The organism is Bradyrhizobium sp. WSM1253 (assembly GCF_000244935.1).
GTDB classification, from domain to species: domain Bacteria; phylum Pseudomonadota; class Alphaproteobacteria; order Rhizobiales; family Xanthobacteraceae; genus Bradyrhizobium; species Bradyrhizobium canariense.
The window spans coordinates 4,992,129-5,017,390 of sequence record NZ_JH600073.1 but is presented as its reverse complement, the minus strand read 5'-3'; the positions used below and the strand labels follow the sequence as shown (position 1 = coordinate 5,017,390).

Genomic DNA, 25,262 nt, shown 5'->3' with positions numbered 1-25,262 from the left:
CCTTCAAGATCAATGGCTTACGCGGGCACGGAATGGGCTGGAAGCGGTGCGGGTGATCACGCCCCGCGCTTCGGCCCCATCGCCTCGAACCCGGCCTTCTGCTCGTCGCTCAGGTCCGCCTCGAAATCATCGAGCGCGTCGCTGACGCCGTTCACGGCTTGCAGCATCGTCTCCAGCCGCGCCTTCACGGCGGTGAGACGGGCCTGTGGTGTCGGTGCTGGCTGTGACGGACAGGCGCTGAGCGTTTCCATGGTGCGCAGCGTGGTGTCCTGGAGCACGTCGAGGCGGGCGCGGCCGGTGTCGTCGAGCTTGAGCGTGGCGGCGATCTCGGCCGCGGGCCATTGCTGCTGCACGAGCTGCTCATATTGGCGCTGCAGCTTCTCGTCGTAGCGGGGATCGCTGTCCGCCTGACAGGCCGATGCCGTCTGGGGATTCTTTTGCTGGATGGCTGCAAGCGCGGCGCGGCGGTCCTTGGCCAGGCTGTCGAGCTTGGCCTTCTGGTCGTCGTCGAGGAGATCGACGAACTTTGCGAGCGATGGCGCGACGGCATCCGTTGCCTTGATCATGGCTTCGATACGCTCGCGCATCAGGCCGAGGCGCTCGATGGCCGTCGCGGGGACCTGCGTCGGACAGGCGGCGCGGATGGTGTCGCGCGCGGATGCCCACGCGGTCGCGAGCTCGTCGAGCGCTGTGCGCTGCAATTCATTCGGCTGCACGGCAGCGGCGATGCGATCGACCGGCAGGCCGCCGGTGTCGCTGGCATCGCAGACCGTCTCCGCGGTCGGGACTCGCCGTCCGCGCCGGCCGTGCGGCGTGGTGTAGGCGGCAAGCTCCGTGGCCGCATAGGGCGCGAAGATCGCGGCATAGATGTCGCCATAGCCATAGAGCGAGAGGCTGGTCGTATCGCCGAGGATGATTGCGGTGGTGAGATCGTCATGCGCGAACGGCCAGAACACCGGGCCGACCCAGCCGTAGCTGCCGTCGGGATGGCGCCACCAGCCCTGCGGACGGCGGCCGCCGCGCCAGCCCGCCAGCGCAGCTTGCGCCGTCATTGCGGCACGGAGGACGTAAGGATTCGCAGGCTGGCCGCGCTCTGAGCCGCGCGGATCTTGCGACCGCAACGCTGCGGACCGGTATCGGCTGCCCCGCACCGCCATGCGGGCATGGCGCAAGCGCGACATGCCGATCATGTGGCCGACGGCAAAGCGCGCGACACCGAGCGGGCCGCCGCGGAAGCCGAACTGCGCCTCGGCGCGGCTTGGCAGCAGGAGCGCCAGAATCGCCAGCGTTGCGCCCGTTAGCGCCAGCCCCAGCTTGGGTCCCAAGCGTGATCTCGACATGATCACTGACCTGTCCACCTTGGCCCTCCTCCGGCGCCAAGCGCGCATCGCGTCGCATCACAATGACGCGCGAGGGAACCAAATGTTCCGGAAGCGTACAGAGCAAAGCGTCGCGGTATTTGCTTAGGACGTCTCGGCGGCGCCTGAGCGAGCGCCTCGTCCTTCGAGACGACCGCTTGGCGGCCTCCTCAGGATGAGGCTTGGCAGCGCATCCTTCTACGTTGAATGCCGCCGCAGACTCATTCCTCATCCTGAGGGCCCGCCGCAGGCGGGCGTCTCGAAGGATGGCCGCAGGAGCCGCGGCGAAGCGCCGCCTTCACTCCGCCTTCTGCGGCAGCACGAAGGTCTGGCCAGGATAGATCAAGTTGGGATTGTGGATCTTGGCGCGGTTTGCGTTGTAGATCACGGCAAAGCGGGCGCCGTCGCCATAAGCGAGCCGGCTGAGCGCCCATAGGCTGTCGCCGCGGGAGATCACCCGGCTGCCGCCTGTTTCCGCCGGTGCACCGCCGACGACATCCGCCGGCGAGGCCGATGCAACCGCCGTGGCCGCGGGCGCCCGCGCCATCACCCCTGACCCGCCCTTCGGTTTCGGTGCGCCCATCAGTCGGGGGCGGGCCGCAGGCCTGTCCGATACCGATGCCACGACATCCGACTTGTCGTCGGGCTTCTCGGCCTTCGCTTCCTGCTTCGTCTCTTGCCTCGCGGCGGGTGCAGGGCGCGCGGGCGGCGGCGCGGCTTCGGCGATCGTCACCGGCATGCTGCGGCCGGATTGCGTGACGGTGCCGTCAGGCGATTTCGCCCGCAGGGTCAGCTCATAGGAACCGGCGGGAAGCTGCGGCGGCGTCATGACGAATTGGCCCGAGGCATCCGCCACCACCGTGTCGATCGGCTTGCCGTCGCGCAACAGCTCGACCTTGGCGCCCGGCGTCGCCTGGCCCGCGATCACCGCCGCCTCGCCGTGATCGTCGACGCGCGCGACGTCGAAACGGGGGCCGGCATCCGCAACCGCCGGCGGCGGCTTGACCGGTGCAAGATCGGCAAGTGCGGCCGTGACCTGCTTTTGCGTCTCGGCCAGCGCACCCGCCTTCGGCTCGGGGGCCGGTGCCGGAGACGCAGCTGGCGCCGGCGGCGCGACCGCGGCGAGCTTGGGCTCTTCCGGCTTGGGCTCGACCTTGGGTTCCGGCTTGGCGGCGATGTCGGTCTTCGCCCCCATCGGCAACAGGCGACGCAGCTCGGTGGGGCCGATCACCAGCACGGTGCCGCCCACCGCGAGCAGACAGAATGCAATGAAGGCCTTGGATGCGGTCAACATCGGAAACGAACCCTGATCAGGAAGAATTTTGCAAATCAATCGGCCCAGCAAGGTGCGCCGTTTTGGTCACGGCAGCAAGACGGTCGATAGGATGATGAGCCGGCACGGAGATGAACCGACGCACCCCCGCCGGTGTCAAATGCTCAAGGCCGCATCGCGGCATTTTTCTCGAGGGATTGTCCCGTGAACGCATTTTGCCGTCCCGCACAATGGCCTGTTGGGCTGGTGCTTGCCCTGACAATGGCCGCAACTCCAGGGCTCGCCGCGTCCGGCCCGCCGCCGGATTACATCCTCACCGACAATGCCGATCTCGCCTTCACCTCACCCGATGGCGCCACGGGGATCGAGCAGTACATGAAGGACGGCGGCGATTTCGACGTCAAATGGCAGGCCTGGGCGAGGCGTGGCGAACAGATGACGGAGCTCAAGCCCGAGCAGGGCTACGGGGCCGGCTTCCGCTTCACCCCCGACTCGCAATGGCTGGTGCGGATGCAGAAGACCGGTTCCGGCGAGCAGGACCTCTATCTCTACCATGCCGAGAAGGGTGCCTTCGTCAGCGCGACGAAGACCTCGTTCAGCGACTTGGCCTGGGCCTATTTCCACAGCCGGCCCGACACCGGGAAGATGAAGCTCGACTACCACATCTCGGCCAATCTCGTGAAAGGCACCGAAGAGGCCTATCGCGGGCTCGGCGTGCACTGGCCGGACAACCGTTACCTCGTGATCTCGTTGTCGGGCGAAATGGACAAGCACCCGAAGAACGTCGCCGTGAAGGGATTGGCCGACTGGCGCTGCCGCTATGATCTCAAGACCGGGACCTTCGACGTGCCGGCGACGTTCGCCAAGACCAATGCGGAAGCGTTGAGATGGGAAATCCGACGCTGAGGGAACCGTGGTCCACCGCGCCTTCAGACAAGCGAGGGAACCAACCCTCTGATTCCGTTCCGATTCATGCTTTTCTAACCCTCACTGGTAACGCGCTCTTGTCGGTTTTGCCGCATCTTGCATCCCACGGGAGGGCTGCATGGGCACATCGATCCGATGGAGCGCGCGCATGCGCGCGTTGCTGCGCCGTTGGCGCGGAGCGCCGCTGACATGGCTGATCGCAGGCGGCTTCGTGCTGATGGCCGCAATGGCTGTGGGCACCGCGCTCACCGTCGACCGCTTCCGGCAGAATGCAATTGAAAGCGGCCGTGACAGCGTGGAGAGCGCGGTCCGGTTGCTCGCCCGCCATTTCGACCGCGAGTTCGAGGATTTTGCGGTGCTGCAGAAGAGCATCATCGCGGAACTCGAAAGCCATGGCATCGAATCCGCAGACGTCTTCCGCAGCGAGATGGGCACGCTCGCCATGCACGAGGTGTTGCGCGCCAAAGCCAGCGGCTGGTCCGACGTCGCCGGCGCCAATTTGTTCGACGCCAAGGGCGTGCTGATCAACTCGTCGCGGCGCTGGCCGGTCGCCGATGTTTCGGTCGCCGACCGCGGCTATTTCGATCGCCTCAAGAACGATCCGGCTTCGCAGGAGGAGGTCGAGGTCGTGCCCGGACGGTTGGGCAGCGGACCGGTCATCGTATTCGCGCGCCGCGTCTCCGGCCCCCACGGCGAATTCCTCGGGTTGGTCTCGCGCGCGATCGCGCCGGAGCAACTCGAATCCTTCTTCGCCTCGAGCGGGCTCGGCGAGGATTCCTCGATCGCGATGCATCACCAGAACGGCCAGTTGCTCGCGCGCGTTCCGCATGTGGAGACGATGATCGGGCAGAATTTCCGCAACGGCACGCGCGAGCAGATGGCGGTGTTCGAGCGAACCTTCGTCACGATGCAGCTCGCAAGCCCGATCGACGGCAAGGATCGCATCGTCGCCGCACGCCTCCTGACCGGCGAGCCGCTGGTCGTGGTCGCGACCAAGTCGCTGGATGCGGCGCTGGCGACATGGCACACGCAAACGAAATTCTTCGTGGCCGTCGCCGTGCTGTCGATCGGCCTGCTCGTACTCACGCTCTATTTCATCTTCCGCCAGATGACCCGCCGGCTCGCCGTGGAGAAGCAGCAGCTCGACACCGCGATGAACACGATGACGCAGGGTCTCCTGATGTTCGACCAGGACGAGCGGCTGATCGTCTGCAACCGGCGCTACATCGAGATGTATGGGCTATCGGCCGATGTGGTGAAGCCCGGCGCATATTTCCGCCAGGTGATCCGGCATCGCCACGACACCGGCTCGTTCCACGGCGACGTCGATTCCTATTGCGACCGCATTTTGGGCGATGCCGGGCAGACGCAGAGCACGATCGTCGAGACCTCCGATGGCCGCCTGATCGAGATCAAGAACCAGCCCGGCGCCGCCGGCGGCTGGCTCGCGACCCATGACGACGTCACCGAGCGCATCCGCGCCGACGAGCGCATCGCGCATATGGCGCATTACGACGCGCTGACCGACCTGCCCAACCGCGTGCTGATGCGCGGCCATCTGGAGCGGCGCGTCGCCGAGCTTGCCCAAGGCAAGCCGTTCGCGATCCTCTATATCGACGTCGACGAGTTCAAGGGTGTCAACGATTCGCTGGGACACGAGGTCGGCGACGAGCTGCTGCGCCAGGTCGCGAACCGCCTGCGCGCTTGTGTCAGCGGCAACGACATGGTCGCGCGGCTGGGCGGTGACGAATTCGCCATCGTCAAGGCCGGCACCCGCGACGACGCCGAGCTGACGGCCCTGGCCGAGCAGGTCCTGAAGGCGCTGCGCGCGCCCGTGGACTGCAACGGCCAGGACGTCCCGACCGATGCCAGCATCGGCATCGCGATCGCACCCGACCACGGCGACAATCCCGACGATCTGCTCAAGCGCGCCGATCTCGCGATGTATGCGGCAAAATCCGAGGGCCGCCGTACCTTCCGTGTCTTCGCGCCCGAATACGACGCCAAGGCGCGGCTGCGCCGCCAGCTCGAGTTCGATCTGCGGCAGGCGCTGGCCCGCGGCGAGTTCGAGGTGCACTACCAGCCGCTGGTCGATCTCGCGGCCAACGTTGTCACCGGCTGCGAAGCGCTGCTGCGCTGGCATCATCCGGAGCGCGGCATGGTCTCGCCCGCCGATTTCATCCCGGTTGCGGAAGAGACCGGATTGATCGGCGAGATCGGCGAATGGGTGCTGAGGCAGGCCTGCCTCGAGGCCGCCAGCTGGCCCGGCGACATCGACATCGCGGTCAACGTCTCGCCGGTGCAGTTCCGCTCGCGGACATTGGCGCTGAAGGTGGCAGCCGCGCTCGCCGAGTCGGGGCTCGCGCCCGGACGGCTCGAGCTCGAGATCACCGAGACCGTCCTGATCCGCGATGACCAGGAGGCGCTGACGATCCTGCAGCAGTTGCGCGAACTCGGGGTGCGCATCGCGCTCGACGATTTCGGCACCGGCTATTCGTCGCTGAGCTATTTGCATCGTTTTCCGTTCGACAAGATCAAGATCGACCGCAGCTTCATCAGCGACATCGGCGAACCCGAGGATTCCTCGCCGATCGTGCAGGCGGTGGTGCACATGGCCGCCGCCCGCCACATGGCGACGACCGCCGAAGGCGTCGAGACCGAAGCGCAGCGCGCGGTGCTGCTCCAGCTCGGATGCAGCCAGATGCAAGGCTGGCTGTTCAGCCCTGCCGTGCCGGCGGCGAAACTGAAGCAGCTGTTGTCGGCACAGGCGGCCGCGGCGTAGCGGCGCCCCGGTCATCCGGTCCCGCCGTTTGGAGGATGTGTCGCAGAATCGGACAAGGCTTGTCCGCTTCGAAATCCGGCCATCCCGCGCCACAAGCGTGCCCAATCGCGCATCGATGTGACGGCCGTGTGGCGGCCTGCCCCCCTTTTCTTACAAGCACTTCCCCTCCCCGCCCGCCCGCCGTGCGTTCGCGAAAGCGCGGGCCGGCTTGGAGCAGGATCGGACAAAGCATGCCGGGTTCAGGAAATACGCACCGCAATCGCGGCGCATAGAACACGCGCCGTTCCGTACAAATGCGGACGACTGATCGAGAGCCCGAGCTGATCAGGAGGAGCCACACCATGACCGGGAACATTGCACTCATGCGCAATCCCTCGCACAAGGGCTTGCCGCCCGCACCCGACGCACAGCCCGACGACCGCTCGACGTCCGAACGGCGCGCCGCCGACGCGGAGATGGCGCGTGTGCTCAGGACCGAGCCGTTTCGCGTGGCGCTGGACTCCTCGGGTGCCGGTATCGCGCACTGGAAGCATGATCCGCTGCACGACGTCGTCGAGCCCATGCGCCACCACGTGGTCATGGCGCATAAAGGCGTGATGCAGCGCATGGAGCGGCGCTCGGGAAAATCGATCTCGATCGGCACGTTTCGTCCGGGGGTCGTGAACATCGTTCCGGAAGGGTCGAGCTCCCGATGGGACATTCCGAAGCCCGTCGACGTCGTTCAGCTTTACCTTCCCGACGCAACGCTGCAGCGCATCGCCGGCGAGGCCGGAACCGCGGGGCCCGCCGAATTGATTGAGCGAACGGCGCATCCCGACACGATCACGTCCCGACTGCTCCTGAGCGCGGCGGATTCGCTGGAGAGCCATGGCGTGCTTGATACGCTGTTCCGGCATCAGCTCACGGATCTTCTGGCCACGCGCCTTTTGGCTGCGCATGCAGGCTCGCCAACCACGTTCCAGCCGACCATGGGCGGACTGGCGCCGAAGGTCCTGCTCCGTGCAATCGAACGATTGCGCTCCGATAGCGAAGCGGACGTCTCGCTCGATGCGCTGGCGTCCGATGCCGGGCTATCGCGCTTCCATTTCTGCCGGTCCTTCAAGGAGAGCACCGGGCTGTCGCCGCATGCCTGGCTGCGCCAGCACCGGCTCGAGCAGGCCATGAACATGCTGCGGGAGAGCGACGAATCGATCGTCTCGGTCGCCGCGGCGCTTGGTTACTCCTCGCAGACCGCCTTCGCCGCGGCATTCAAGAAGCTGACGGGCGAGACGCCGAGCGATTGGCGCAGGCGCATGCGTTAGCAGCAATCTCTCGACAACGACGGCAATCGCGCTGGGGCACCGGCAAATCGGGTCAGCTACATCATCTCCATGTCCAGACCAATCGAGGGAGACCAAAGATGACCTGGAAAAACTTCGTCAACCGACGGCTGATTGCCTCACGCCGCCGAAGCCTTGCGACCGCGACCTTGTACGGACTCTCGCTGGCCGTTCGCTTCACGTCGGCGACGGGCGAGGAAGTGGAAATTCCAGCTTACACCATGCACCCGGCACAGCCGCCCGTTTCCATCATGATCCGAAATGGCCCCGGCCTTCCCTATCAGGACTGGAGTCGAAGTGAGCTTCAGCCCGTTGTCCTAGGCTACGGCCGGCCACCGAATTCGCTGCAGGCACGCTGCATCGCGCCCTAAGGCCAGCGACCCAACCAAACCCACGCGCTGACGCGGACGCTGCCCTCAACGCAGCAGCGCGGTCGCGCGCGGTCTTTCGAACAGCAACCAAGGAGAAAATCCATGCGACTCGTCATCATCGGCGCCGGCTTCGCCGGCATGTACGCCGCCCTTTCCGCAGCCCGGCTGCGCGACATCCGGGGCGTTTCGCCGCAAGATCTGCAGATCGCGCTCGTCTCACCGGAGCCGACGCTGGTGGTCCGTCCGCGGCTCTACGAGCCGAAGCCGGAAACCCTGACGGCCCCGCTGCTCGACGTCCTCGAGGCGATCGACGTCGACTACATCCAGGGCAGCGCCGAGACGATCAACACCGAGGCCCGAACGGTGCAGATCACGCCCGCGAAGGGCGCGCGAAAGACGCTGTCCTACGACCGCCTCGTCGTGACCACCGGCAGCCGGCTGTTCCGTCCGAACATTCCGGGCCTCGCCGAGCATGGTTTCAGCGTCGATTCGCTCGACGATGCCGTTGCGCTCGACAAGCATCTGCATGGTCTCGCGAAGCGGCCTGCCGTGAACGGACGCGACACGGTCGTCGTCGCCGGCGGCGGCTTCACCGGGATCGAGGCGGCCACCGAAATACCGGCGCGGCTGCGCGAAATCCTGGGCCCCAATGCCAGGACGCGCGTCGTCATCGTCGATCGCAACACTGCGATCGCACCCGACATGGGTGCAGGCGCCCGCCCCATCATCGAGGAAGCCTTGCGCAAGGTTGGCGTAGAGACACGGCTCGGCGCCGGCGTCGCCGCGCTCGACGAGAGCGGCGTCACCCTTTCCAGCGGTGAGCACATCGAAACCGAGACGGTGATCTGGGCGGCGGGCATTCGTGCGGCGCCGTTGACCGGGCAGATTCCCGCCGAGCGCGACAATTTCGGCCGGTTGCTGGTCGACCGCTGCTTGCAGGTGCCAGGCGTTCAGGGTGTCTTCGCGGCCGGCGACGCGGCACGCGCCGCCTGCGACGACGAGGGCAATTACGCACTGATGTCGTGCCAGCACGCCACGCGGATGGGCGCCTTTGCCGGCAACAATGCCGCGGCCGAATTGCTCGGCGTTCCGACCAGGCCCTACCACCAGAAGGCCTACGTCACGTGCCTCGACCTTGGCAAAGCCGGTGCGCTGTTCACACGCGGATGGGAGCGCAAGGTCGAGCTGGTCGGCGACGTCGCCAAGAAGACCAAGCGTGAGATCAACACCGTCTGGATCTATCCGCCGAAGGCGGAGCGCGCCCTGGCGCTCGCGTCGGCCGATCCGGAACGGGTGACCGAAGTCTAGACGCCCACGTGATGATGGCCGCGCTCCCGCGGGGCGCGCGGCCGCCACTGCAGACCGATCATTCAGGAGCCCACAGCATGAACCAGCAGATCCGCAACCTCGCGTTCGCGATGCCGCTGACGAACCCGGCTTTCCCGCCCGGCCCGTATCGCTTCATCAATCGCGAATATTTCATCATCCAGTACCGGACCGACCCGGAGGCATTGCGCCGGATCGTGCCGGAGCCGCTGGAGCTGACCGAGCCTGTGGTGAATTACGAATTCATTCGCATGCCCGATTCCACCGGCTTCGGCGACTACACGGAAAGCGGCCAGATCATCCCGGTGTCCTTCCGCGGCCAGACCGGCAGCTTCGTCCACCAGATGTTCCTCAACGACCATCCGCCGATCGCCGGTGGCCGCGAGCTGTGGGGCTTTCCCAAGAAGCTGGCCCAGCCGAAGCTGGCCGTCGAGACCGATACCCTGGTCGGTACGCTGGACTACGGTTCGGTGCGCATCGCCACCGGCACCATGGGCTACAAGCATCGCGCCCTCGATCTTTCCGCCGAAGCACGGAAGCTCATCGCGCCAAATTTCCTGCTGAAGATCATTCCGCATGTCGACGGCACCGCGCGCATTTGCGAGCTGGTCCGCTTCCATCTCGAAGACGTGACGGTGAAGGGCGCGTGGACGGGGCCCGCCGCGCTCGATCTCTTCTCCCACGCGCTCGCGCCGGTCGCCGAGCTGCCGGTTCTTCAGGTGCTCTCGGCCAAGCATATCGTTGCCGACCTGACGCTCGGATTAGGAACCGTGGTGCACGACTATCTGGAGCGGTCCGCGGTGGCGCGATCGCGTGGAGCCGAAGCTGAAATCCTGACCGAAACACAGGCCGGCTGACCGAACGGGTCGCATTGCAAGGAGTAGTCGCCATGTTCAACGTGACGCGCGAACAAATCGATTCCGCACGACCGGTCAATCCGCTGCCCTACGATGTCGTTGCGCTGGTGCTGCAGGGTGGCGGCGCGCTCGGCGCCTACCAGGCAGGCGTCTACGAAGGCTTGCACGAGGCGGGGATCCGGCCGAACTGGCTGGCGGGCATCTCGATCGGCGCGCTCAACGCCGCCATCATCGCGGGCTCCCCGGAAGACGAGCGCGTGGCGCGGCTGCGCGAGTTCTGGGAGACGATCTGCGCAACCCCGGTGGAATGGCCTGCCGGCGAGGGACTGGCCGGCGCGCTACCCTTCGCGTTCGACTTCAACTCCCTGCACAACACGCTTGCCGCGATGCGCGCGCTGTTCCAGGGCCAGCCCGGCTTCTTCAGGCCGCGCTTCCCCTCGCCCTTGTGGTCGCCCTTCTCGGGCGACGCGTCGACCAGCTTCTATGACACGGCGCCGTTGCAGCGGACGCTGGAACAGCTGGTCGATTTCGACCGGCTGAACTCGGGCGAAGTGCGCGTCAGCGTCGGCGCGGTCAACGTCCGCACCGGCAATCTCACCTATTTCGACACAGCCGAGCGGCGGCTCGGTCCGAAACACTTCATGGCTTCGGGCGCGCTGCCGCCCGGATTTCCCGCCGTCGAAATCGACTCCGAGCACTACTGGGATGGTGGCGTGGTCTCCAACACGCCTCTCTCCCGCGTGCTGTCGGGCGATGCGAAAGACACGCTGACGTTCCAGATCGATCTCTGGTCGGCGCGGGGCCGCGTGCCGCACGACATGATGGAGGTTTCGAGCCGACAGAAGGACATTCAGTATTCCAGTCGCACCCGCGCCGTCACCGACCAGGCGCTGCGGATGCAGAAGATGCGTCAGGCGCTGCAGCGGACGATCGACAGATTGCCGGAGGCCGCAAGAAACGATCCGGAGATGCACGCCATCGCCGAGCTCGCCCGTCACCGCTCCCACAACATCATCCACCTGATCTACCAGTCCAAGCTCCACGAAGGTCACTCCAAGGACTACGAGTTCGGACCGAAGGCGATGCGCGCGCACTGGCAAAGCGGGCGGGACGACATCCGCCGCACGCTTGCCGACGGACGGCGCCTCGAGCCGCCGCCTTCCGAACTCGGCATCGTCACCCACGACATTCACCGCCGCGATTGACGTCGCCGGCAACCATCATCGAAAGGAGTTTTTCATGTTGAAAGGCAAAGTAGCGATCGTCACCGGATCGACCAGCGGCATTGGCCTCGGGATCGCAAGAGAGCTGGCCAGCCTCGGCGCCGATATCGTCCTGAACGGCTTTGGCGAACCGGGAGCGATCGAGAACATCAGGGCCGGCATCGAACGCGAGGACGGCGTGCGCGTCGCGTATGACGGCACCGACATGTCGGATGGCGAGGCCGTGCGCGGAATGATCGAGGCGACCATCGAAAAATTCGGACGGCTCGACATCCTCGTCAATAATGCCGGCATCCAGTTCACCGCACCAGTCGAGGAGTTTCCGCCCGCCAAGTGGAAGACCATTCTCGACATCAATCTGTCGGCGGCATTTCACGGCATCGCTGCGGCCGTGCCCCAGATGAAAAAGCAGCGATGGGGTCGCATCGTCAACATCGCTTCCACGCATGGTCTCGTCGCATCCGCCCACAAGGCAGCCTATGTCGCGGCCAAGCATGGCCTCGTCGGCCTTACCAAGGTGGTAGGCCTTGAAACCGCCGGCAGCGGCGTCACTTGCAACGCGGTCTGTCCCGGCTGGGTGCGCACGCCGCTCGTGGAGAAACAGATTAGCGACATCGCGGCGGAGAAAGGCATCAGCCAGAAGCAAGCAGCCGAAGAGCTTCTCGCCGAAAAACAGCCGTCGCTGGACTTCGCCTCCCCGAAGCAGATCGGTGGCACCGTCGCCTTCTTGTGCTCGGCCGCGGCCGACCAGATCACCGGGACGACGATCTCCGTCGATGGCGGCTGGACCGCGCGATGAACGCGTGACGAGCCTCTAATCCACCAAGCGATGACGGCCGCGCTCTCCCTGGCGGCGCGGCCTGCTCAACCATGACCAGCCAGAGTCAACACCAACCGAGCGCCCAACCCTTCAAAACAGGAGACCAACATGAATCTGCACAACACCTCATATCCCGTGTCATCGGGACCCGAAGAGCTCGTTCCGTCGCGCTACGCGCTGAAGATCGGCGAGATCGACGTGCTGGTGGTCAGCGACGGCGTGCTGCCGTTGCCGACCAAGATGCTCGCGCACAACGCTGACCCGGCGGTGCGGGCGACCTGGCTGCACGACATGTTCCTGCCGCAGGACGCTTTCGACTGGGCGCTGAACGCCGTCATGGTCCGCAGCGGCGGCAAGACCATCCTCATCGACGCCGGACTGGGCTCGGACCCGAACCTGAACTTGCCGCGCGCCGGACAGTTGATCAGGCGACTGGCGGCCGCCGGCATCGATCTTTCGGCGGTGACCGATCTGGTGTTGACCCATCTGCACATGGACCACATTGGCGGCCTGCTGGTCGACGGCGTGAAGGAGCAGCTGCGCAAGGACCTGCGTATCCATGTCGCGGCCGCCGAGGTCAAATTTTGGGAAAAGCCTGATTTCTCCCGCACTGCCATGCCGGAAGGGTTTCCGGACGCGCTTCGATCGACCGCCAAGCAGTTCCTGAAGGAGTACGGCCCTCAGCTGCGGCTGTTCGATGACGAGCACGAGATTGCGCCCGGCGTCATCGCCCGTCGCACCGGCGGTCACACCCCCGGACACAGCGTGGTTCGCATGGCGTCCGGCGATGACGCGCTGACATTCGCCGGCGATGCCGTGTTTGCCGTCGGGTTCGAGCAACCCGACTGGTTTAACGGCTTCGAGCACGACCCCGAGGAGGCCGCGCGCGTTCGCGTTCATCTGTTGCGACAGCTTGCCGAGACCGGCGAAATGCTGGTGGCGACGCACCTGCCGTTCCCGTCCGTGGGCCGGGTGGCAGCCGACGGCGACGCCTTCCGTTGGGTGCCGGTGTTCTGGGACTACTGACCGCTTGCCGGGTTAGAGCTGAAGCAGGGCGCGGACTCGATAAGTCCGCGCCCTTGAAAATAGGATCAAACATCGACCCTCGCGGTTGCCCTGCTGAGACGGCTGGAACCCGATCAGCGGGCGCCAGCCGGCATTGCGTCACGTGCAGCGCAGGCGGCTCCTCGTCTGCGCTCTTGCGCGCGCGAGATCGAGCGAGGAGATATGGCGATCGCGGCATTCAGGATGATCACTCTCGTAGCGGTTGCTGCCATGATCGGCCCATCCGTGCAGGCCCGCGACGACGGTCGCTACGCGAACTCTCCCCTCAAGGGCTGGTTCGAGAGCCTGCACAGCAAGGGCGGAGGTCCCTGCTGTGCCGACGCCGACAGCACGGCGCTGGACGATGTCGACTGGGACACGAGCAACGGACATTATCGCGTGAGACTCCTGGGCGACTGGATCGAGGTGCCCGACGACACCGTGATCACCGAGCCGAACCGCGCCGGCCGCACCATGGTCTGGCCGTATTACGTCAACGGCCGCGCCAAGATCCGCTGCTTCATGCCCGGCAGCATGATTTGAGATTTTGAATTCTAATGTCCCGGGCGCGGCGCAGCATGCAACGATGCGCCTTGAACCGGACGGCGCGGGCTCACTTGATTTGCTTGGCCGCGTGGATCTCGACGAACTCGGCGTCGGGATGGGCGACGATGGTGGCGAACATGATGCCACTGATGATGAGCGACCAGGCGGTGTCCCAATAAATCCAAAACACGTGCCAGCCTCCGTTTCGATCTGCTCCGCCCGCGGGATCAGGGTAACGGCAAGGCGAGGCTGCCGTTCCCAGTCCGCGAGCGGCGCGGGCGAGGTGCTATTTTGGTTTGGTCGGCGCGGAGTTGGGATCGGTTTGGCCGGTGTGGCGCTTTGCCACGACGTCCTCATCGCGCTCGGCCTGACGCGGGCGCGGCGGCGACTTGGGCTGGCCCGCCTGACCGCCATGCTTGCCGCCCATGTCGGGCTTACCTTCGAGATCGTTTTCACGGGGCATGCCGGTTCAATGCGCTCGCGCGGCATTGGTTCGGTTCGCCTGTGAACGAGTTCATAGGATCGCCGCGATTTGCAGCGCACGATCGCCAGGCCCACCCCCGGGAGCATTCTCATTCATATGACTGACGGATTCGGCCTGATGCGGAAACGACTTGTCGCCTGGACGATCCTGACCTGCGCGCTGCTCGCGGTCACCGTGTGGACCGTGCTCGGGCCGCCCCACACCCCGCCCGGGCCCCATCTGCCCTCCCGCACAGCGGCGATACGGTAAGCCTCCCACCGATACCATTTCGGCATCAATCGATCCCAATTGGAATTTGGTGCGGCGGGGCGGCTGCCGCTATCCTCCCGGCAAAACGACAAATGCCGCACCGGCATCCAGGAGGGACCCCATGCTGAGACCGACCCGACGCATCAGATCCGGCGTACCCCGCGCCGCGATCGCCACCACGCTTGCTTTCCTCACTCTCATTTCTGGAGTCCGCGCCGGCATGGCCGAGACCTTCGCCTATGTCGGCAATGCCGACAGTAACGACATCAGCGTGTTCAAAATGGCCGAGAGCGGCGAGATGACGCCCGTGCAGAAGGCCGCCTTCACCGGCGTCGAAAAGCCCGGCTCCTCGACGCCGCTCGCGATCACGCCCGATCATCGCGTGCTGATCGCCGGTGTCCGCTCGCAGCCGTTCGTTGCGGTGAGCTTTGCGATCGATCCCAAGACGGGCCAGCTCAGCCATATCGGCAACGGCCCGCTCGCCGACAGCATGGCCAATATCGCCATCGACCGCGGCGGCAAATTCCTGTTCAGCGCCTCCTATGGCGGCAACAAGGTCGCGCTAAATCCGCTGCTCGCCAACGGCGTCGCGGGCGAGCCGAAGCAGGTGATCCCGACCGGGCTGAACGCGCACGCCTTCCTGCCCTCGCCCGACAACCGCTTCGCGTTCGCGACCAATCTCGGCTCCGACCAGATTCTTGCCTTCGCGTTCGACGCCACGACCGGCACGCTCACGCCGAGCGATCCGCCGGCTCACAAGGTGCCAGAGAAATCGGGGCCGCGGCATTTCGTGTTCCACCCCAACGGCAAGTTCGTCTATCTCCTCCACGAGCTGAACGGCGACGTCGCGGCGTTCGCCTATGAGGCCAAGGGCGGCGCATGGGACGAGATCCAGCGCACCAGCGCGCTGCCGGAAGGATTTACCGGAAAGCCCTGGGCCGCCGACATCCACATTACCCCCGACGGCCGTTTCCTGTACGCCTCCGAGCGTACCACCAGCACGCTCACCGCCTACAAGGTCGATGCAACCACCGGCAAGCTGACCACCATCGGCAGCGTGCCGACCGAGAAGCAGCCGCGCGGCTTTCACATCGATCCCAGCGGGCGCTACCTCGCCGCAGTCGGCGAGCTCTCCGACAGCATGACGGTCTATGCCATCGACCAGAGCAGCGGCGCGCTCGCCAAGCTGAAGTCCTATGCCACCGGCAAGAAGCCGAACTGGGTGGAGTTCTTGAGCCTGCCGTGAGATTGCTCCGCTGCGGGATGAGTTCGGCCTGCATGGTGCGAGACGCCCGCTTTGGCGGGCTCCTCACCATGAGGGTCTGACATCCCGCCGCGAAGCATGACCTCATCCTGAGGGCCCGCCGCAGGCGGGCGTCTCGAAGGATGGCCGCAGGGACAGTGGAAGACAGCGAACCTTGGCGCCGGTCCCGAAGACTAAATCACGGGCGGCATCGCGCCGCCCGTGCTGCTGCGGCATTCTCATTCGGCCGGCCCTGATGTGCCCTTGGCTCGCAGCGATCGCTTCTGCTAACGATAAGGCCGTCAAGGCCCCAACCGGAATGACCCATGCGTTCATTGCCTGCGCGTTCTGTTTCCAGACATCTCGTTGCGCTCACCGGACTGCTGTTGCTGTCGGCCCAGCCCGCTGCCGCCGCCGATGACGACGCGCCCAAGGGGCCGGCGGTCACGGTGCTGAAGGTCGCAAAATCCTGTTTCTCCGACATCGTCGAGGGCACCGGCACCATCCTCGCGCGCGAGGCAAGCTCGGTGCGGCCGGAGCGGCCCGGCCTGAAGGTGACGGAGGTGCTGGCGGAAGCCGGCGACACCATCACCGCAGGCCAGGTGCTGGCGCGGCTGGCGCTGCCCGAGGGCGGCACACTTCAGATCACCGCCCCCGTGGCAGGCGTGATCGCGACGTCGACCGCGCAGATCGGCAACCTCGCCTCCGCCAAGGGCGAGGCGCTGTTCACGATCGTGGCGCGCAGCGAGTACGATCTCGTCGCCCTCGTCGCGACCAGCGATATGCGCAAGCTCGCGGTCAACCAGGTGGCGACCGTGCGCATCGCCGGCGCGGGCGATATCGACGGCAAGGTGCGCCGCATCGGCCCGACGGTCGAGCCGAACATCCAGCAAGGCATGGTCTATATCGGCATTTCCTCGCAGAAGCGGCTGTTGCTGAATGCGAGCGGCCGCGCGCTGATCAAGTCGGGCCAGAGCTGCAACGTCGCGGTGCCGCTGACATCGGTGCAGTATTCCTCCGCCGGCACCGTCGTGCAGGTGATCCGCCGCAACCGCGTCGAGACCAAGCGCGTCGAGGTCGGACTGATGTCGGGCGGCAATATCGAGATCCGCGACGGCCTCAACGAAGGCGATATCGTCGTGGCCCGCGCCGGCGCGCTGCTGCGCGAAGGCGATCCGGTGCGCACGGTGATGGCTGCGGAAGCGGCGAAGTAATCGCCACAATCGTCATTGCGAGAAGCAAAGCGACGAAGCAATCCAGAATCTTTCCGCGGGAAGATTCTGGATTGCTTCGCTCCGCTCGCAATGACGATGGAGAGGCAGATGTGCGTTAAACACGCACATCGTAGGGTGTGCAAAGCGAAGCGTGCCCACGTCTTCTATAGAGCGCGTCTTCTATCGAAATGTTGGAGAGATGGTGGGCACGGCGCGTTGCGCCTTTGCCCACCCTACAAGACCTAAGAAAAACTAGCCGCCGGCTTCGCCGAAATGGACGTCCTCAAGCAGCGAGGAGGAGACGGACGGGACCTGGTCGCCTTCGCTGGCGCGGGAGATGGCGAGGCGGGTCTTGTTGAAGACGCTCTCGGCGCTGCCCTGGGCATTGAGGTTGTTGAGGAACTCGCTGACAAGCACGCTGTGCTCGCCCTTGCCGTCGTCGACGACCTTGCCGGGCGAAGCCGAGGAGAGGATCAGCGCATTGTCCGTCGCGCTGATCGGCGCGAGGCCGTGGCTGTAGGAGCGGAAGCGGCGCTCATAGGGATTGCGGCGGGAGGCGTCGACCACGACGAGCTTGGCCTTGGCGCCCTGCTCCTTCATCATGTCGAGCACGCCTTCGATGGAGACGCCCTGACGACGGACATCGTTTTCCTTCCAGATCACGGCATCGACCGGCAGCATGTAGCTCTCGCGGCCGGCCTGCACGCCGTAGCCGCCGAAGAACAGCATGACGACGGTGTCGCGCTTGATCCGGGACTTCAGGCGATTGACGGCGCGGACCATGTCGTCCTTGGTCGCGTCTTCCACCATGTCGACGTCAAACCCGTTCTTGCGCAGCGACGAAGACAGCGCGCGGGCGTCGTTGATCGACTGCGTCAGCGGCGCATTGGCGTCGGGGTAGTGCCCATTGCCGATGACGAGGGCGAGACGCGAGGCCTGGCCGATCGAGCCGGTGACCTGGTCGGTCGAGACGGCCTTGGCGGCATCGAGCGCCCGCATGTTCAGGGCAGCATGGGCGCCGATCACGAGCGAGACCGTGCCGATGAGGGCTGCGGCCAGCGCGATCGTGCGTCGGGAAATGTCGAGCTGCGTTACATTCATCTCGCGTCATTCCTGTCACTGCCAAAGACCAGCCAAGCACGCGCACACTGTTTGAGTAGCGCGATAGCGTCTTTGGGTTTGAGGGATTGGCCGGGGTGTGCCCCCGAATTGCGCGCAATTTGCGGCGCCGCACCAAACAAAGCCTTAACCGGATATCGCCTCCCCCGCAATAGATCGCCGAAAATTTGAGCTAAGTCACTGGAAGTACGCGCTAATTTGCACCGCCAAAAGTGTGATTTTTTTGCGTCCCCGTAGCCTTCCGGAGCCTGATTATGCAGGCTTCGTGCCGGCTTTTTCTGTGACTGTCATCACATTTGTATTTCCTGCGAATCCGGGTAGCTTTTTCAACGACTTGCAGGGGGTGGCACGCGGCTGGGAGCGTGCCGGCCGGCGCCCTCGGCCAAATTCCCGCGACCAGGTATTTCATGAGCTTTCAATATTTTGCCGGCGCCACCTGCCGGGCGCTGACGGCGCGGAAGGACGGCCCCTCGCTTTACGACGTCTGCGATCCCGTATTGTCCGTTGCGGCCAGCGGCGATCCGCATCTGGCCAAGTTCTACAAGACCGCCCTCGGCAATCCCGCATTGCGGGTGCTGCTCCGCCGGGCCGGTCTGCCCGAACTGCGCGATGAAGGCAAACTGGCCCGGCTGCGCCACGCGCTGGTGCGCGCCCGCGACGAGGCCGAGCCCGATTGGGCGGCGGTCGGCCAGCCCGTTGCCGACCTCGTCGACAGCATCGCGCTGGATCATCCCAAGCCGCCGCCGGCCATGTTCACCGGCGCCATGCCGCAACAATCGCAGATCGACGGCGTGATCCGCGACTGCGCGCAGCATCTGCTGGGCTCGTACCGCAAGAATGGCTTTCTGCCGACCTACGCTGCGTTCAACCTGATCGGCGACCCCGATTTCCGCGGCCGCGAGCTGACCATCGCGCTCTCGGGTCTCAACGCGCGCGGCTACAAGAACTCCTCGCTGCTGTTCAACCTCGCCCGTGTCTTCATCGCGCGATCGCCGGCGCGCGCTGTCGTCAATCCGCCCTGGCGAGGGGTTGCCGAACCGATGTGGGAGCCGGTGCAGATCCGCCACCGCTCGGCCTATTACGACGCGTTCTTCATCGAGGCGCTGCTCGGCTATGTCGAGAGCGGTCTCGCCTCGCCTACCGAGATGACGGCGGCGAAGCGCGCGGTTGCCGACATGGTCGATTTCTGCGTCAACATCAGCCGCGAAGAGGTCGAGGGCATCGACGGGGCGCGGTTCAACGTCATCACCGCGCTCGCGCCGGCGCCGCATCCGCGCTTCTCACGCTATTTCGCCCAGATCAAGCAGGACCTCGGTTTCGGCGTCTACGTGCCGGATTGCGACACCACGGCGTGCTCGATCTCCGCGGCGACGCAGGCCGGCTGCACCGATCCGATCCTCGACCAGCCGCTGCTGGATTTCTATGCAGGCTATCAGGTGCGCGCCGGCGTCAACGAGCCGCGCGTGACCGTGCCGATCAACGACAATATCGACTATGAGGGCGGGGTTGCGACCTGGATCGACAATCTCAAGGGCGAGCGGCCCTATGGCAACGATCTCGATCCGACGCTCAATCTCGACATTCTCGAGGTCAGCTTTCGCAACCTCGCGCGCTGGAAAGTATTGGAGACGCCGGCGCGGCTCGCCACCGTGCATCGCATCATCGGCTTCCAGAAGCGGCTGGCGGCGAGCGGCGCCTTCGCCAATCCGCGCTCGCACATCTATTATCTGCCGGAGCTCTACAGCGCCTATTTCGGCCGCTGTTATGCCGCCTTCCTGGCGCTGCCGCTGGCGGCGCAGGCGATCATCGATCCCGACGGCGATTTCGATTTCATCCGCCACCGCGTGCTGTCTTACGTCAAGGGCGAGCTGATGGCCGCCGAGATGAACGTGTTCGACGCAGCGCTCGCGCTGATCGCGCTCGGCCATCTCGGTGCGGACCCGCGCGCCTTTGCGCCGGCGCTGAACGTGATCGTCGCGAGCCTCGGCGAAGGCGGCCGCCGCGGCCCGTTCCGTGCCTATGAATGGAACAAGATGAAGACGCCGACGCGGATTTTGGTCGGCGGTCCGGAGGTGACGTCGGCGTTCGTGCTGATGGCGCTGGCGGTGGCCAAGCGGGCGATGACGCGGGGATAGGTTTCGTAGGGTGGATTAGCGAAGCGTAACCCACCACTTCTGCCGCCGTGGAGACGAAAGAGGTGGGGTTACGCCTTCGGCTAACCCACCCTACAAAACTTCGCTCGATGACGGGAAGTTGAAAGCCCAAGTGCCAGGCATATGCTGGCCGGGCGGACAAAAGCCGACCACAATTGCGAGGTCTATCGCAATTTTCATCACACGCGGACCGGCATGTTGCGAAAATTCCTGATTGCGCTGTCATTGCTCGCCTTGTCCTTGCCCGGCCTGGCGTCGCAGGCTGAGGCCGCCGACATCACCGGCACCGCAAAGGTCCGCGCCGGCGACGCGGTGGCGATCGGCAACACGCGGATCAGGCTCGGCGGCATCGACGCGCCCGCGGTCGACCAGCTCTGCCTCAACAACAAGGGCGAGCGCTGGACCTGCGGCATCGCGGCCCGCGACGAGCTCGCCAAATATGTCGACGGCAAGAACTGGGTCTGCCATGCGAGGTCGATCGACCGGCGCGGCCGCACCGTGGCGCGTTGCGATGTCGGCGGCGAGGATATCCAGAAATGGCTGGTGCGCGCAGGCTGGGCGCTGGCCTACACCCGCATGTCGCACGACTATGAGGCGGACGAGAAGGCCGCGCGGGAGGCCAAGGCCGGGATGTGGCAGGGCGCCTTCATCGCGCCCTGGGACTGGCGCGTGCGCAACAAGAAGACCACCATCCTCGGCGCCACCAAGCCGCCCGACGGCGCGCATGCGATCCTGCTCGCTTCGGCCTCGGGGCCCGTCGCGCCCTCGCCGGACTGCACCATCAAGGGCAACGTCAACACCGCCGGCGAGTGCATCTATCACCGGCCGACCAGCCGCTGGTATGCGCAGATCAAGATGAAGATCAGCAAGGGCACGCGCTGGTTCTGCTCGGTGGAGGAAGCCGAAGATGCGGGCTGCCGCGAGACTAAGAGATAACCCACGTCAGACCTGCGTTTTCCGGCCTTTTCTTGCACCGCAGCGCCGCGTAAAAGTGTGAATCAGCGACCCACCATCCTGTTCTCAGGCAACAAGGACCAACAGCAATGACCGTTCGCGCGGGCCGGGAATTTCTGGCCATCCCCGGGCCCACCAATATGCCCGACGAGGTGCTGCGGGCGATGCATCGTCCGGCGATCGACATCTACTCCAAGCAGATGACCGATCTGACCGAGAGCCTGCTCAGCGACATCTCGAAACTGTTTGCCACCAAGGGCAAGTCCTACATCTACATCGCCAACGGTCACGGCGCCTGGGAAGCAGCATTGAGCAACGTGCTGTCGCGCGGCGACAAGGTGCTGGTGCTCGAAAGCGGGCGGTTCGCGATCGGCTGGGGCCATGCCGCGGCGCTGATGGGTGCCGAGGTGGAGGTGCTCAAGGGTGACTGGCGCCGCGCGGTGCGGCCGCACGAAGTCGAGGAGCGCCTGCGCCGCGACAAGGAGCACACCATCAAGGCCGTCGTCGTCGTCCAGGTCGACACCGCCTCAGGCGTGCAGAACGACATCGAGGCGATCGGCAAGGCGATCAAGGCGAGCGGTCATCCGGCGCTGTACATGGTCGACACTGTCGCCTCACTCGGCTGCATGCCGTTCGAGATGGACAAATGGGGCATCGACGTTGCGATGTCGGGCTCGCAGAAGGGCCTGATGACGCCGCCCGGCCTCGGCTTCGTCACGGCCAATGCGCGTGCGCTCGAGGTCCACAAGAAGGCCAATATGGCGACACCCTATTGGAGCTGGAGCGAGCGCGAAGGCAGCGAGCATTATCGCAAATATGCCGGCACCGCGCCGGTTCATCTGCTGTTCGCGCTGCGCCAGGCGATCGACCTCTTGCACGAGGAAGGGCTGGAGAACGCCTTCCGCCGCCACAGCCTGCTCGGCGAAGCCGCGCGCCGCGCGGTCGGCGCATGGTCGGAAGGCCAGGTGCTCGGCTTCAACATCGCGGAAGCCAGCGAACGCTCCAACACCGTGACCACAGTGACCATGAGCAACGGCCATGATCCCGCAATCCTGCAACGCTATTGCAAGGAGAAGTGCGGCGTCGTGCTCGGCACCGGCATCGGCGATCTCTCGGGACAAGCCTTCCGCATCGCCCATATGGGCCACGTCAACGCCCCGATGCTGCTCGGCACGTTGGGGGTGATCGAGGTCGGGCTGAACGCGCTGAAGATCCCGCACGGCAAGGGCGGGCTCGAAGCGGCGGTTGCGTATCTCGGCGAAGAGGTGGCGGCGTAAGCGTCTTTTTTCCTTCTCCCCTTGGGGGAGCAATCTTGTAGCCCGGGTGAGCGGAGCGACACCCGGGATTCTTGCGTGAGTCCCCGCATGTCGCTTCGCTCATGCGGGCTACGGCAGCGGCGGGATCCGATACGCCTCGACCTGCGCCTTCAGTTCCTCCAGCGAGGCAAGCGGCGCCTTCGGATCCACCCGATATTCCCCACGCGCCAGCCACGACAGCACCTTCGCATCGACGATCGGCGAATGGTGGATGACGTCGCCGTAATTGTCGAGGTTATGCGTCACGTCCTTGATCGCCCGGAAATCGTACAGGCGCACATTGGGAAGCTGCGTCAGGCGCTGCGCAATGACGGCGGTGAGGTCGGTGACGATCTTCAGCGTCGCAGGCGAAGCGTCGCGCATCGCGACGAATTGCAGGATCGAATAGGGCGGGAAGTAGATGTCGAAGGTCACGTCCGGATGGCGCGCGATCAGGCCGACGGCGTCGCGTTCGAAATGCGTTATCATGGCATCGTAACGATAGCCTTCACCGAGAAAGCGGCTGCGTACGGGATCGGTGATATAGGCGAAGGCCGCGAGCGTCCTTTTCGCATTATAGGCGCGCGCGACGTCGATATCGCGCGGCAGCGCATAGATGTCGTCGACGTCGGCCAACGCAAACTTGACGGGCAGATAAGGCGCGGCCCGGGTCAGCGGCTGCCGCAGCGGCGGAACCGACCGCAGCAACGCAAACAGGGATTCCTTCGCCATCGCCGCGCTGAACAGGTAGGACGCGATGCCCTTTGCCGTCCCGCGATAGAGATCGGCAGAGAGATAAGGATCGGTCTCGATGTCGGCCGCATCGACAAAGATGAAATCGTCCATCGCCCAGATCACGCGTTTTGCGCCGCGGTCGATGGCCTGCTCGAGCACAAAACCCTGCTGGCGCGAATTGGAGCCGGTCATCGCCAGCTTGAGCGAGTGCACGCCAAGCCCATGATCGATGTCGCTCTGGCGGAAATGGATCGCGAGCGAGGTGCCCATGAAGGCGGCGTCGAACAACTGGCTGCGGATCAGCCCGGCATTCTGCACGCGCGTGTCATCGGAATAGAACGGCGCGACGAGGCGCGAGGGGCGAAACAGCTGCAAGGGATCGATGACATAGGTGAGCGCAGCCGCGCCCAGCACGCACGCGATGCTCGCGAGGAGAAGACGCCCTGGATGTGTGAACGCGCCTTGCATCAGAACCGGAAATAGATGAATTCACTGTGGCTCTGGATACCCAAAACCCCGAACGCAAGCACCAGCGACGCACCATAGAGGACCAGCGGCTGCATCCGTCCGGCTATCAGGCCGCCACCGACCCTGCGATTGGCGTGGTCGTACCCCATGATTCCTTGCGTGTTCGGCGCCAGCCACACCAGCGCGGCATAAATTGCGACCATCACCGACGCCGCAATCTCCTCGCGGCCGAACACGATATTCGCCGGATCGGCCATCGCATTCAGAATCCGCATGGCCCAATCGACCCGCTCGGCCCGGAAGAAGACCCAGGCGACAACGACGGCGAGAAAGGTCAGCACGGCCCCGGCGACGCGAGCTGGGCGCGCGAGCAATTTCGGAACATTCGGCACCCGCGCGTTGAAGGCGTGATTGATACAGAGATAGGCGCCGTGCAGCGCGCCCCAAATGACAAACGTCCAGGCCGCGCCATGCCAGAGCCCGCCGAGCAGCATCGTGAGCATCAAATTGACGTAGCGCAGCACGCGGCCGCGACGGTTGCCCCCGAGCGGAATGTAGAGATAGTCGCGCAGGAAGTGCGACAGCGTCATGTGCCAGCGTCGCCAGAACTCGACGATGCTGGTGGCCTTGTAGGGCGAGTTGAAATTGACCGGCAGGAAGATGCCGAACATCAGCGATATCCCGATCGCCATGTCCGAATAGCCCGAGAAGTCGAAATAGAGCTGGAAGGTGTAGGCGAGCGAGCCAAGCCAGGCCTGATCAAAACTCGGCGCGCGCGCATCGAAGGCGAGCGCGACCAGCGGCTGGATTCCGTCGGCGAGGCACGTCTTCTTGAACAGGCCGATCGCGAAGATGATGAGGCCGCACAGGATCAGATGCCCATGCGGATGCTTGGTTTCCTCCCGCTCGAATTGCGGAATCATGTCCTTGTGGTGAAGGATTGGCCCCGCGATCAGATGCGGAAAGTATGTCACGAAGAGCGCGTAGTGCGGCAGCGCGTAGGCCGCCACCTGCCCGCGCCAGGCATCGACCAGGAACGCGATCTGGGTGAAGGTGTAGAAGGAGATGCCGACCGGCAGCAGGATGTGGACCGCAAAATGCGTGCCGGCCAGTGCATTGACGTTTTCGGCGACGAAGCCGGCATATTTGAAGATGCCAAGCACGAGGAGATCGCCGGCGACGCCGAGGGCAAGGGCGGCCTTTCGCTGCGACCGAGCAAGCTTCGCTACGATGAGGAGATGGCCTATGCCATAGTTGAAGGCGATCGATATCAGCAACAGGGCTACGAACTGCCAATTGCCGATGGCATAAAAAGTGAGCGAGGCCGCCGCCAACCAGATCACCGGGGCCAGATTGCTGCGCCGCCCGAGCCGGAAATAGCCTGCCAGCGCGGCCGGCAGGAACAGCAGGATGAACGGGTAGGAATTGAACAGCATCAGGCTGGACCGGCGGCGGGGATTAGGAAGCCTAAAGCATAGAAGGGACCGATCAACAACCCGGCG

General features: G+C 65.1%; 23 protein-coding genes. 16 read left to right on the top strand and 7 right to left on the bottom strand.

Features of this window, described 5'->3' with window-relative positions:
• Positions 1–56: 56 nt before the first annotated feature.
• Both BRA1253DRAFT_RS25200 and BRA1253DRAFT_RS25195 read right to left on the bottom strand, forming a co-directional pair.
• Positions 57–1,340 (bottom strand): Spy/CpxP family protein refolding chaperone, encoded by a 1,284-nt coding sequence (locus BRA1253DRAFT_RS25200; protein ID WP_051058540.1) that lies wholly within the window; start codon positions 1,338–1,340, stop codon positions 57–59.
• Positions 1,341–1,656: 316 nt separating this feature from the next.
• On the bottom strand, positions 1,657–2,652 hold the full coding sequence (locus BRA1253DRAFT_RS25195; protein ID WP_007599022.1) for a LysM peptidoglycan-binding domain-containing protein: 996 nt from the start codon (positions 2,650–2,652) through the stop codon (positions 1,657–1,659).
• Between the two features lie 183 nt (positions 2,653–2,835).
• Here BRA1253DRAFT_RS25195 and BRA1253DRAFT_RS25190 point away from each other — a divergent pair, with 183 nt between their 5' ends.
• From BRA1253DRAFT_RS25190 to BRA1253DRAFT_RS25145, 10 genes are all read left to right on the top strand, one after another.
• Entirely contained in the window at positions 2,836–3,537 is a 702-nt protein-coding gene (locus BRA1253DRAFT_RS25190; protein WP_007599021.1) for a hypothetical protein, read from the top strand.
• Between the two features lie 139 nt (positions 3,538–3,676).
• A complete protein-coding gene (locus BRA1253DRAFT_RS25185; RefSeq protein WP_007599020.1) occupies positions 3,677–6,340 on the top strand; it encodes an EAL domain-containing protein in 2,664 nt (887 codons plus the stop codon).
• Positions 6,341–6,681: 341 nt separating this feature from the next.
• Entirely contained in the window at positions 6,682–7,641 is a 960-nt protein-coding gene (locus BRA1253DRAFT_RS25180; protein WP_007599018.1) for an AraC family transcriptional regulator, read from the top strand.
• A gap of 98 nt (positions 7,642–7,739) precedes the next feature.
• Entirely contained in the window at positions 7,740–8,030 is a 291-nt protein-coding gene (locus BRA1253DRAFT_RS25175) for a hypothetical protein (protein WP_007599017.1), read from the top strand.
• 102 nt (positions 8,031–8,132) lie between these two features.
• The gene (locus BRA1253DRAFT_RS25170) at positions 8,133–9,338 is read left to right on the top strand and encodes an NAD(P)/FAD-dependent oxidoreductase (RefSeq protein WP_007599015.1); all 1,206 of its coding nucleotides are present in this window, start codon (positions 8,133–8,135) and stop codon (positions 9,336–9,338) included.
• A gap of 77 nt (positions 9,339–9,415) precedes the next feature.
• Complete coding sequence (locus tag BRA1253DRAFT_RS25165) at positions 9,416–10,213, top strand: acetoacetate decarboxylase (RefSeq protein WP_007599014.1); 798 nt, start codon at positions 9,416–9,418, stop codon at positions 10,211–10,213.
• 32 nt (positions 10,214–10,245) lie between these two features.
• The gene (locus tag BRA1253DRAFT_RS25160; protein WP_007599013.1) at positions 10,246–11,418 is read left to right on the top strand and encodes a patatin-like phospholipase family protein; all 1,173 of its coding nucleotides are present in this window, start codon (positions 10,246–10,248) and stop codon (positions 11,416–11,418) included.
• Positions 11,419–11,452: 34 nt separating this feature from the next.
• Entirely contained in the window at positions 11,453–12,235 is a 783-nt protein-coding gene (locus BRA1253DRAFT_RS25155; RefSeq protein WP_007599012.1) for a 3-hydroxybutyrate dehydrogenase, read from the top strand.
• A 129-nt stretch (positions 12,236–12,364) separates the two neighbouring features.
• A complete protein-coding gene (locus BRA1253DRAFT_RS25150) occupies positions 12,365–13,282 on the top strand; it encodes an MBL fold metallo-hydrolase (RefSeq protein ID WP_007599011.1) in 918 nt (305 codons plus the stop codon).
• Positions 13,283–13,483: 201 nt separating this feature from the next.
• Positions 13,484–13,843, top strand: a complete 360-nt coding sequence (locus BRA1253DRAFT_RS25145) for a hypothetical protein (RefSeq protein ID WP_007599010.1) — start codon at positions 13,484–13,486, stop codon at positions 13,841–13,843.
• Between the two features lie 70 nt (positions 13,844–13,913).
• Here the strand turns inward: BRA1253DRAFT_RS25145 and BRA1253DRAFT_RS45885 are convergent, their stop codons facing one another.
• Positions 13,914–14,036 (bottom strand): hypothetical protein, encoded by a 123-nt coding sequence (locus BRA1253DRAFT_RS45885; protein ID WP_007599008.1) that lies wholly within the window; start codon positions 14,034–14,036, stop codon positions 13,914–13,916.
• A 96-nt stretch (positions 14,037–14,132) separates the two neighbouring features.
• Positions 14,133–14,309, bottom strand: coding sequence for a hypothetical protein (locus BRA1253DRAFT_RS43710; RefSeq protein WP_157158619.1), 177 nt, complete (start codon positions 14,307–14,309; stop codon positions 14,133–14,135).
• A 117-nt stretch (positions 14,310–14,426) separates the two neighbouring features.
• On the opposite strand from BRA1253DRAFT_RS43710, the gene BRA1253DRAFT_RS44875 reads away from it, so the two are divergent.
• From BRA1253DRAFT_RS44875 to BRA1253DRAFT_RS25135, 3 genes are all read left to right on the top strand, one after another.
• Entirely contained in the window at positions 14,427–14,579 is a 153-nt protein-coding gene (locus BRA1253DRAFT_RS44875) for a hypothetical protein (protein WP_210161956.1), read from the top strand.
• A 121-nt stretch (positions 14,580–14,700) separates the two neighbouring features.
• Entirely contained in the window at positions 14,701–15,825 is a 1,125-nt protein-coding gene (locus tag BRA1253DRAFT_RS25140) for a beta-propeller fold lactonase family protein (RefSeq protein ID WP_007599001.1), read from the top strand.
• A gap of 323 nt (positions 15,826–16,148) precedes the next feature.
• Positions 16,149–17,036: an efflux RND transporter periplasmic adaptor subunit gene (locus tag BRA1253DRAFT_RS25135; RefSeq protein ID WP_007598998.1), complete on the top strand. Its 888-nt coding sequence runs from the start codon at positions 16,149–16,151 to the stop codon at positions 17,034–17,036.
• Between the two features lie 252 nt (positions 17,037–17,288).
• On the opposite strand, the gene BRA1253DRAFT_RS25130 is transcribed toward BRA1253DRAFT_RS25135, so the two are convergent.
• Complete coding sequence (locus tag BRA1253DRAFT_RS25130; RefSeq protein WP_007598997.1) at positions 17,289–18,137, bottom strand: caspase family protein; 849 nt, start codon at positions 18,135–18,137, stop codon at positions 17,289–17,291.
• Between the two features lie 425 nt (positions 18,138–18,562).
• Here BRA1253DRAFT_RS25130 and BRA1253DRAFT_RS25125 point away from each other — a divergent pair, with 425 nt between their 5' ends.
• The 3 genes from BRA1253DRAFT_RS25125 to BRA1253DRAFT_RS25115 all read left to right on the top strand — a co-directional run bounded on the left by BRA1253DRAFT_RS25125 (position 18,563) and on the right by BRA1253DRAFT_RS25115 (position 22,539).
• Complete coding sequence (locus BRA1253DRAFT_RS25125; RefSeq protein ID WP_007598995.1) at positions 18,563–20,290, top strand: hypothetical protein; 1,728 nt, start codon at positions 18,563–18,565, stop codon at positions 20,288–20,290.
• Between the two features lie 213 nt (positions 20,291–20,503).
• A complete protein-coding gene (locus BRA1253DRAFT_RS25120) occupies positions 20,504–21,244 on the top strand; it encodes a thermonuclease family protein (RefSeq protein ID WP_035995378.1) in 741 nt (246 codons plus the stop codon).
• Positions 21,245–21,351: 107 nt separating this feature from the next.
• Positions 21,352–22,539 carry an alanine--glyoxylate aminotransferase family protein gene (locus BRA1253DRAFT_RS25115; RefSeq protein WP_007598984.1) on the top strand — a complete coding sequence of 396 codons (1,188 nt, stop codon included), beginning with the start codon at positions 21,352–21,354 and terminating at the stop codon, positions 22,537–22,539.
• Between the two features lie 108 nt (positions 22,540–22,647).
• Here BRA1253DRAFT_RS25115 and BRA1253DRAFT_RS25110 read toward each other — a convergent pair whose 3' ends face one another.
• On the bottom strand, positions 22,648–23,760 hold the full coding sequence (locus tag BRA1253DRAFT_RS25110) for a hypothetical protein (RefSeq protein WP_007598982.1): 1,113 nt from the start codon (positions 23,758–23,760) through the stop codon (positions 22,648–22,650).
• Complete coding sequence (locus tag BRA1253DRAFT_RS25105) at positions 23,760–25,196, bottom strand: MBOAT family protein (protein WP_007598980.1); 1,437 nt, start codon at positions 25,194–25,196, stop codon at positions 23,760–23,762. The genes BRA1253DRAFT_RS25110 and BRA1253DRAFT_RS25105 overlap by 1 nt, the downstream gene beginning before the upstream one ends.
• Between the last annotated feature and the right edge of the window lie 66 nt (positions 25,197–25,262).

What these genes read in the sequence shown, in the direction of transcription:
- BRA1253DRAFT_RS25200 (WP_051058540.1), bottom strand. Translation starts at nt 1,340, where the DNA reads ATGTCGAGATCACGCTTGGGACCCAAGCTGGGGCTGGCGCTAACGGGC.
- BRA1253DRAFT_RS25195 (WP_007599022.1), bottom strand. Translation starts at nt 2,652, where the DNA reads ATGTTGACCGCATCCAAGGCCTTCATTGCATTCTGTCTGCTCGCGGTG.
- BRA1253DRAFT_RS25185 (WP_007599020.1), top strand. Translation starts at nt 3,677, where the DNA reads ATGGGCACATCGATCCGATGGAGCGCGCGCATGCGCGCGTTGCTGCGC.
- BRA1253DRAFT_RS25180 (WP_007599018.1), top strand. Translation starts at nt 6,682, where the DNA reads ATGACCGGGAACATTGCACTCATGCGCAATCCCTCGCACAAGGGCTTG.
- BRA1253DRAFT_RS25175 (WP_007599017.1), top strand. Translation starts at nt 7,740, where the DNA reads ATGACCTGGAAAAACTTCGTCAACCGACGGCTGATTGCCTCACGCCGC.
- BRA1253DRAFT_RS25170 (WP_007599015.1), top strand. Translation starts at nt 8,133, where the DNA reads ATGCGACTCGTCATCATCGGCGCCGGCTTCGCCGGCATGTACGCCGCC.
- BRA1253DRAFT_RS25165 (WP_007599014.1), top strand. Translation starts at nt 9,416, where the DNA reads ATGAACCAGCAGATCCGCAACCTCGCGTTCGCGATGCCGCTGACGAAC.
- BRA1253DRAFT_RS25160 (WP_007599013.1), top strand. Translation starts at nt 10,246, where the DNA reads ATGTTCAACGTGACGCGCGAACAAATCGATTCCGCACGACCGGTCAAT.
- BRA1253DRAFT_RS25155 (WP_007599012.1), top strand. Translation starts at nt 11,453, where the DNA reads ATGTTGAAAGGCAAAGTAGCGATCGTCACCGGATCGACCAGCGGCATT.
- BRA1253DRAFT_RS25150 (WP_007599011.1), top strand. Translation starts at nt 12,365, where the DNA reads ATGAATCTGCACAACACCTCATATCCCGTGTCATCGGGACCCGAAGAG.
- BRA1253DRAFT_RS25145 (WP_007599010.1), top strand. Translation starts at nt 13,484, where the DNA reads ATGGCGATCGCGGCATTCAGGATGATCACTCTCGTAGCGGTTGCTGCC.
- BRA1253DRAFT_RS43710 (WP_157158619.1), bottom strand. Translation starts at nt 14,309, where the DNA reads ATGCCCCGTGAAAACGATCTCGAAGGTAAGCCCGACATGGGCGGCAAG.
- BRA1253DRAFT_RS44875 (WP_210161956.1), top strand. Translation starts at nt 14,427, where the DNA reads ATGACTGACGGATTCGGCCTGATGCGGAAACGACTTGTCGCCTGGACG.
- BRA1253DRAFT_RS25140 (WP_007599001.1), top strand. Translation starts at nt 14,701, where the DNA reads ATGCTGAGACCGACCCGACGCATCAGATCCGGCGTACCCCGCGCCGCG.
- BRA1253DRAFT_RS25135 (WP_007598998.1), top strand. Translation starts at nt 16,149, where the DNA reads ATGCGTTCATTGCCTGCGCGTTCTGTTTCCAGACATCTCGTTGCGCTC.
- BRA1253DRAFT_RS25130 (WP_007598997.1), bottom strand. Translation starts at nt 18,137, where the DNA reads ATGAATGTAACGCAGCTCGACATTTCCCGACGCACGATCGCGCTGGCC.
- BRA1253DRAFT_RS25125 (WP_007598995.1), top strand. Translation starts at nt 18,563, where the DNA reads ATGAGCTTTCAATATTTTGCCGGCGCCACCTGCCGGGCGCTGACGGCG.
- BRA1253DRAFT_RS25120 (WP_035995378.1), top strand. Translation starts at nt 20,504, where the DNA reads ATGTTGCGAAAATTCCTGATTGCGCTGTCATTGCTCGCCTTGTCCTTG.
- BRA1253DRAFT_RS25115 (WP_007598984.1), top strand. Translation starts at nt 21,352, where the DNA reads ATGACCGTTCGCGCGGGCCGGGAATTTCTGGCCATCCCCGGGCCCACC.
- BRA1253DRAFT_RS25110 (WP_007598982.1), bottom strand. Translation starts at nt 23,760, where the DNA reads ATGCAAGGCGCGTTCACACATCCAGGGCGTCTTCTCCTCGCGAGCATC.
- BRA1253DRAFT_RS25105 (WP_007598980.1), bottom strand. Translation starts at nt 25,196, where the DNA reads ATGCTGTTCAATTCCTACCCGTTCATCCTGCTGTTCCTGCCGGCCGCG.